Source organism: Gloeocapsopsis sp. IPPAS B-1203 (assembly GCF_002749975.1).
In the GTDB taxonomy this organism is placed as follows: domain Bacteria; phylum Cyanobacteriota; class Cyanobacteriia; order Cyanobacteriales; family Chroococcidiopsidaceae; genus Gloeocapsopsis.
Map to the genome: position 1 here is coordinate 493,339 of NZ_PEIG01000003.1, position 6,400 is coordinate 499,738.

9 protein-coding genes and 1 pseudogene are annotated in these 6,400 nt (G+C 38.9%); 3 read left to right on the forward strand and 7 right to left on the reverse strand.

Going from position 1 to position 6,400, the window contains the following annotated elements:
• Positions 1-86 precede the first annotated feature (86 nt).
• From glsA to CSQ79_RS08145, 3 genes are all read right to left on the reverse strand, one after another.
• A complete protein-coding gene (glsA, locus tag CSQ79_RS08140) occupies positions 87-1,094 on the reverse strand; it encodes a glutaminase A (RefSeq protein WP_099700655.1) in 1,008 nt (335 codons plus the stop codon).
• Positions 1,095-1,251: 157 nt separating this feature from the next.
• Positions 1,252-1,485, reverse strand: a complete 234-nt coding sequence (locus CSQ79_RS27035; protein WP_143755437.1) for a hypothetical protein — start codon at positions 1,483-1,485, stop codon at positions 1,252-1,254.
• 72 nt (positions 1,486-1,557) lie between these two features.
• Positions 1,558-1,851, reverse strand: coding sequence for a hypothetical protein (locus CSQ79_RS08145; RefSeq protein ID WP_099700656.1), 294 nt, complete (start codon positions 1,849-1,851; stop codon positions 1,558-1,560).
• Between the two features lie 495 nt (positions 1,852-2,346).
• Here CSQ79_RS08145 and CSQ79_RS08150 point away from each other — a divergent pair, with 495 nt between their 5' ends.
• Together CSQ79_RS08150 and CSQ79_RS08155 are read left to right on the forward strand one after the other, a co-directional pair.
• The gene (locus CSQ79_RS08150; protein ID WP_099700657.1) at positions 2,347-2,949 is read left to right on the forward strand and encodes a vWA domain-containing protein; all 603 of its coding nucleotides are present in this window, start codon (positions 2,347-2,349) and stop codon (positions 2,947-2,949) included.
• Positions 2,950-2,954: 5 nt separating this feature from the next.
• Positions 2,955-3,272: a salt stress protein, Slr1339 family gene (locus CSQ79_RS08155; protein WP_099700708.1), complete on the forward strand. Its 318-nt coding sequence runs from the start codon at positions 2,955-2,957 to the stop codon at positions 3,270-3,272.
• Between the two features lie 7 nt (positions 3,273-3,279).
• Here CSQ79_RS08155 and CSQ79_RS08160 read toward each other — a convergent pair whose 3' ends face one another.
• Genes CSQ79_RS08160 through CSQ79_RS08170 form a run of 3 tightly spaced genes read right to left on the reverse strand, consistent with a single transcriptional unit; the run spans position 3,280 to position 5,169 of the window.
• On the reverse strand, positions 3,280-3,777 hold the full coding sequence (locus tag CSQ79_RS08160) for a 2TM domain-containing protein (RefSeq protein ID WP_099700658.1): 498 nt from the start codon (positions 3,775-3,777) through the stop codon (positions 3,280-3,282).
• 33 nt (positions 3,778-3,810) lie between these two features.
• Positions 3,811-4,635, reverse strand: coding sequence for a creatininase family protein (locus CSQ79_RS08165; RefSeq protein WP_099700709.1), 825 nt, complete (start codon positions 4,633-4,635; stop codon positions 3,811-3,813).
• Between the two features lie 12 nt (positions 4,636-4,647).
• Complete coding sequence (locus CSQ79_RS08170; RefSeq protein ID WP_099700659.1) at positions 4,648-5,169, reverse strand: 2'-5' RNA ligase family protein; 522 nt, start codon at positions 5,167-5,169, stop codon at positions 4,648-4,650.
• Between the two features lie 152 nt (positions 5,170-5,321).
• Between CSQ79_RS08170 and CSQ79_RS08175 the strand changes: the two genes are divergently transcribed.
• A complete protein-coding gene (locus CSQ79_RS08175; RefSeq protein ID WP_099700660.1) occupies positions 5,322-6,122 on the forward strand; it encodes a class I SAM-dependent methyltransferase in 801 nt (266 codons plus the stop codon).
• A gap of 166 nt (positions 6,123-6,288) precedes the next feature.
• On the opposite strand, the pseudogene CSQ79_RS28605 reads toward CSQ79_RS08175, so the two are convergent.
• Positions 6,289-6,400, reverse strand: a pseudogene (locus CSQ79_RS28605) (IS982 family transposase); the annotation flags it as partial.

Sequence of the window (6,400 nt, forward strand, 5' to 3'; positions counted from 1 at the left end):
GTTAGTATTTTTTGTGGAAAAGCTGCAGTGTCTTCTGATAGTTAGTCAACTAAAATAATGCAAACAGTTTAAAGAAGGCGATAGTCTTACTTCACGCCCTGCGCAATGATATCAAGAAATTTAGTACAGCCCCGCAAAGAATCAAACAAATGTAAGCCAAACTCTTGAGAAATATCTTCGCAAACCTTGATTGCTCGAATACTGTTACCGTTAGTATCTAACAACGGCGAAAACACAGCAATGCCAATCTGGTTAGGTACAATAACAATAATTCCTCCACTGACGCCACTTTTTGCTGGTAGACCAACTTTATACACCCATTCACCAGCAAAATTGTACATCCCACAGGTATACATCACACTCAAGATATCTCTGACATATTGTGCATCAACTGCCCGTTCTCCAGTTATCGGATTCACACCATTATTTGCAATTGTTGCTGCCATGAGTGCTAAGTCGTGGCAATTTACCATAACTGAACACTGCTGAAAATAAAGATCGAGTGCTTCATCGATATGTTCGTCAATCATGCCAAAATTAAGCATCAAGTGTGCCATCCCTCGGTTACGGTGTCCGGTGGTACGTTCCGACATAAAAACTGAGATATCGACAAAGATTTCATGACCGATGTAGCGCTGAAACATCTCTAGCATGCGATTGAGGCGTTCGGTTGGTCCTGAACCTTTAATTAGACTGGTTGTTGCGATCGCACCAGCATTCACCATTGGGTTATATGGTCGTTTTGAGCGTTCATCAAGAATAATCGAATTAAACGCCTCTCCAGTAGGTTCCACCCCGACTTTAGTTAGAACATAATCGCGTCCGTGTTCTTCTAGCGCCATACCATAGACAAAGACTTTAGAAATTGATTGAATTGTAAATAGGTGATTGTAGTCTCCGACTTGATAGACTTGACCATCGACTGTGATGACACAAATGCTGAACAAATCAGGATCTACTTTGGCAAGTTCTGGAATGTAACTGGCAACTGCACCCTCACGCAGATGTTTGTATTTGAGGTACAAGTCTTCTAGGTATTGTTGAAAAGAGTGGGAGTGAGAGGAAGGGCGATCGCGTTCTAGCTCGTCTGACATAAAGTTAAATTAATCAAATACTTCTCTTTGATTGCTAACACAATATAAGCCTGGTGACTGAAGTCACATTGAAATAAAAAAAGTTCACCTGCATGGACTGACGATAAACTTAGATTCTGAGAAGCTTGCTAGCTAATTGTCTGTGTGATATCAGTATCTACGAGTAGTGTTGCTGCACCAGCAGTGTAACGATTGTACAAGTTGTTATCCAAAGCGGTTGTGCCATCAAACAACCATCCTTGTTGGGTTGAAGTGACGCGATCGCCAGCATTACTTTGACAATTAATTCATTTGTCGTATCAGATAAATTCAGTACATTTAATCGGTCTAACTTCAACGAGTTATTGCCTGTTCCTGTGAGGATGTCTTTGCCGTTTGTCGCCAGAAGCAAGCCGTGACTTTACCCATGAAGTCGCGTCCGAAGATTACATAGCTGTCGCCAAAATCGACGCGATCGCTGCGATTAGTAGAAGGAACATCGACTGTTGTAGTAGTTCCTAATACAAATTAAGTCTCTACCACTACCACCTGTTAGTGTATCCTTCTCGGCTGTACCGCCATCGCTACCAATCAAGGTGTCATCGCTCTGATCGCCACTAAGCGAGTCACTACCTCCTTTGCTTTGAAGCAGGTTGTTTTTTAAATTATCAGTAATTGTGTTATTTAAGCTATTACCTATACCTACAAGAGCCTCCGGTGGAAAACCCCGAAACGAGCATACATCTTGTAAGGCTAAATTTTCTAAGTTATCTCCCAAGGTATAACTTGTATAAGCTACTACAGTATCAATACCAGCATTAACAGCTTTGACAATGATATCTTTATACCTGTAGCCGAAGTCGTCTAAGTCAATATTTTATAAAGCTTATATAAATAATTGATGATTTAATATCAGTGCATTCCACAAAAAATATATTTTTCGTATAAAATATTACTTTTAAGCATTGAAAATACTAGCTTAAATTAAGAATGAATTTGCATAACTACTCAACTGCAAATTGCAAACAAGATAATCAAAACTCACAAATTTAAAAAGTATTTATCAATCAATAAATATGCAAATGAGTAACCTTAATTATACGACTTTTGCCATAAGTTTCCTGACTAGCTCCTTGATACTTCTCAGGAAAACTCTAAAATAAAGAGTATTTTAAACTACTGCAAAATTTTTCTAAAAAACGGCTTTAGCAGCTGACGTGCGATCGCATCGAGGTTAGACTAGACCAAATTCTAACTTGGAGGCATCAAAAACGTGCAAGACCGTGACTACACCTTGATCGTCGATAAAAGTGGTAGTATGTCCACACCAGATCAAACAGGTGGTAAAAGTCGATGGGAAATTGCCCAAGAGTCTACTTTAGCCTTGGCGCGAAAATGCGAACAGTTAGATCCTGACGGCATTACTGTTTATGTCTTCTCTGGCAGATTTAAACGCTACGATGATGTCACTTCAAGTAAAGTTGCCCAAGTCTTTCAAGAAAATGATCCTGTAGGAACAACTAATTTAGCTATTGTCTTACAAGATGCCATAAAAAACTACTTTCAACGCAAAGCTGCTGGCAAAACTAAACCTCAAGGTGAAACGATTTTAGTTGTTACTGATGGCGAACCTGACGATCGCCGTGCTGTATTTGAAGTCATCATCAACGCAACTCAACAAATGGAACGCGATGAAGAGTTAGCAATTTCGTTTATTCAAGTAGGTTCAGATCCGCAAGCAAAGAAATTTCTCAAAGCAATTGACGATCAACTACAAGGAGTTGGGGCAAAGTTTGATATTTGCGACACAGTGACGCTTGATGACTTAGAAGAGATGAGTTTATCAGAAGTCTTACTCAATGCGATTCACGATTAATGACAATGGACGAAATCGATAAGCTACTCGCTAAAATTGATGCCAAGCCCCAGCAGAAAATACCGCCTCCAGCAAACAAAGCTACCAAATTTGCGTCAGATATTGAGCAACTTTTAAGCGAAGTCAAAGCTGATTATACACAAAAAGAACGCGAACTAGAACAGCAGAAAGCTAAAGAGAAAAATAGACGGGCGATCGCGTGGTTAAAAACCTTAGATCCCATGTCGAGTGAAGGATTGTGGTTTGAGGAATTTGCTGCTAAGTATCCTTCTAAGGTTGCAGCTGCAGTTGATTACTTGCGATCGCTATCCGGTAACTCTTAAACCTGTCTTATGTTTGCCAAGCTTTCAGACAGCGATCAACTAAAGAATTCACAGATTGTTTTAGCTGGCGCTTGCGATACCACCTCCGATAAGCATTCTCGTATTCTTCACCTTTGGTTTGGAATGTATTCCAAGCATTTAGCCCAAGACCTAAACCCCAAAACAAAGCGATGTATAATGACCAAGAAAGCTCACCTGCACTGATGAAGTTCAGCATCAAGAAAAAAGAATTGACAATGGCATAATTACCAAAGTTTTTTTGTAAATTACGATGACGATGCATATCGAAAGCTTGGCGCTTTTGCACATCAGCTTGTTGCAACAGCCATTCTTTTTCAGCAGCTTGGAGACATTCTGGTGTAATTTCCAATTCAGATGCAATTTCTAATAACTGTTCGCGCGTAAATTCGCCTTCATGCGCTTGACAAGAAATCGCAATTTGCAAAATTTGTTGAATATCTTCCTGATGATATAAGCGAGTAATTTTGCTATCTGATGTTTTCATTTTTGATATTTTTATAGTTTGGGATAATAAACCCTAATCGAGGGTACTGTTTCTATTATGCCAAGCTTGCGGCTGACGAAACTTGTAGATGTCTGCGATCGCTTTTACCCAACCATCAGAAACAGATTCTAAAATGCGATCGCCTTTTTCCTTAGTTGCAACTGTGGGATCTCCTAACACACCACTACGACTCAAATCGCGGGTTGTCCAAGCAAAGGGTAACTTGCCTTCCATTGAGAGTAAACTATCTTCTGGTAACAGTGGATATTCTGCAACTGCGTCTTGCATCTTCACTTGTTCAGGCAAAATCGACAACATTAAACTTGTCTCAGCATCTCCTGCATGGATTCCTAGCTGTTGTTCTTTAGGTGAAAGTAATTCGTTAACAGTATGCGGAACGCGCCAGGTAAACAGCGGAAATACTAGAAAATCCTCATACTTGACGTGCAAATCGCGGGCGACAATTTCCATAACCTGTGGTTGTCCGCCGTGAGAGTTCATTAATACAAGTTTGCGAAATCCTGCACGATAGACACTTTCAGCAATTTCAATTAATGTTGATATGAGTGTTTGAGTACTGAGAGCGATCGTTCCAGGAAAATGCCAGTGTTCGTTCGATTTACCATAATATAAAGGCGCTAAAGCATATGCTGGGATACTTGCATCAAGTTTTTCTAATGCTTTTCCTAGTACTGCAACACCAATTGCAGCATCGACAATCAATGGTAAGTGTGGACCATGTTGTTCAATTGCACCAACAGGTTGAATTAAGACGATATTCTCTTTATTGGGCATTGCTTGAATGTCAGTCCAAGTCAGATAAGGGAAAAATCGTTGTGGTGGAATGAAACTATGCATCATCTCTACAATTTATGCGATCGCACTGCTTTCAAAGTTAAACTCACCTGCCAACTCCCAAGGTCCGCCTTTGTAATACCAGAGTAACAGTCCTTCTCCAAATCCGTTAAGAGATTTCCAATTATTAACAAGTTCGTGATAAAGCTGACGCGCTTCATCTGATGCCACTTTATTTTGAATTGTGACGTGCGGTTGATATTTTTGCTGATCTTGCTTACTTAACCACATATCCCAAGTTGCAGCAAGCTGTTGACGCAGTTGAATTAATTCAAAACAGTTAACTTCTATGGCGACACCTTTACCCAAAAATCGTGGTTTTGTAAAAAGAATAGATAAAGGTGAAGTTTGCTTACACAAGTTCTGCAAAGTTTGTTGAATTGATAATTCTTCTTCGCCTGGGAGTGCATGAAAAAGAGTAATATGTGCGGGAAGAAAGTTTCTTTCCGGTGGAAAGTGCTGCTGGCGCAATTCATTGAAAAAATCAAAAGTTATGCGATCGAGTTTGAGTGTCAAAATAAGTGGTGATGGTGACATTTATTTTTTATCAGTAATATAGGTGAAATTCAACGTAAATCAAAAGCTGGTAATTGGTAATTGGTAATTGGTAATTGATCATCTTTATCTCAAAACTCTATTACCCAATCTAGACAGGTAATTTATAATTATGCTTACCTCTTTATAAAGCTATGAAACGTACATATTACGATAATATTGCACAAATCTACGATCAAACTCGTTGGTTGACACCATCAGTAGCAGAAGAAGTTGTAGATTTTATCATTAATCTCACTGGTGCAACTTTTGAAACCTCGTTTCTAGAACCTGGTGTAGGTACAGGTTTAAACGTTCTTCCTCTGGTAAAACGTGGTTACTCGGTGACAGGTATTGATGTTTCTGAAGCAATGCTTGCTCAATTTCGACAAAAACTCTATGAAATTCATACTAATTTGAATTTGATTCATGCTGATGCTTCACAGTTGTCTTTTCCAGATAACAGTTTTGATGTTGTGTTAACTGTTCATATGCTGCATGGAATTGGTAACTGGAAAGCATTTTTAGATGATATTACGCGAGTGCTTAAACCTGGAGGATTTTATCTTAATTGTCAATGGATTACTCCACCTGCTCGAAAAGAATTTGAAGCCTACTATCTGTCAATTTTAGCTAAATATGAGAATTCACAGCAAGAAGTAAAAAGTGTAAATACAGCAATTGAAAAACTAGATGTAGAGGGCTACTTTAATAGTAAGGGTTACACATCAAAGTATTTCATTGCTAAAGAATGGGAAGTTAGTAATACAGTTGAGGAGTTATTAGACTACTTTAAATTACGAGCATACGGCTTATGCTGGCTAGACTCAGATGAGATTTTTTATAACGTAATGAATAAGTTTGAAGCATTTTGTATACAGCATTATGGTTCTCTCAAAACGGTTGTTTCTTCTCCAGCCAAGTTTGAGATTTGGGCTTATAGGATTTCAGGTTAGGGTAAAGGTGCTACTTAACCATTCTCATCTCTTTTTGTTCACTTTTAGCTCATATTCTGTAATGATATTCCGAATATCCTCAGTTGCAATATCGACTTGTTCAGATTCTGCATAAATGGTTAGTAAAATAATTCCCGCTGCTGTTTTAACATAACCTGAGTTCGGGTTAAGCTGTTTGAGATAAAAGCCACTCCATCTGAAGGCTGGGTTTCTTAGGTTGATGGCAGTAAGCAATTAATCCGCAAAGAACGTTAACGCAGAAATTAACAGGGCTTCGG

Excerpts from the sequence above, each read along its gene's own strand:
- glsA (WP_099700655.1), bottom strand. The coding sequence starts at position 1,094 with ATGTCAGACGAGCTAGAACGCGATCGCCCTTCCTCTCACTCCCACTCT.
- CSQ79_RS08155 (WP_099700708.1), top strand. The coding sequence starts at position 2,955 with ATGGACGAAATCGATAAGCTACTCGCTAAAATTGATGCCAAGCCCCAG.
- CSQ79_RS08160 (WP_099700658.1), bottom strand. The coding sequence starts at position 3,777 with ATGAAAACATCAGATAGCAAAATTACTCGCTTATATCATCAGGAAGAT.
- CSQ79_RS08165 (WP_099700709.1), bottom strand. The coding sequence starts at position 4,635 with ATGCATAGTTTCATTCCACCACAACGATTTTTCCCTTATCTGACTTGG.
- CSQ79_RS08170 (WP_099700659.1), bottom strand. The coding sequence starts at position 5,169 with ATGTCACCATCACCACTTATTTTGACACTCAAACTCGATCGCATAACT.
- CSQ79_RS08175 (WP_099700660.1), top strand. The coding sequence starts at position 5,322 with ATGAAACGTACATATTACGATAATATTGCACAAATCTACGATCAAACT.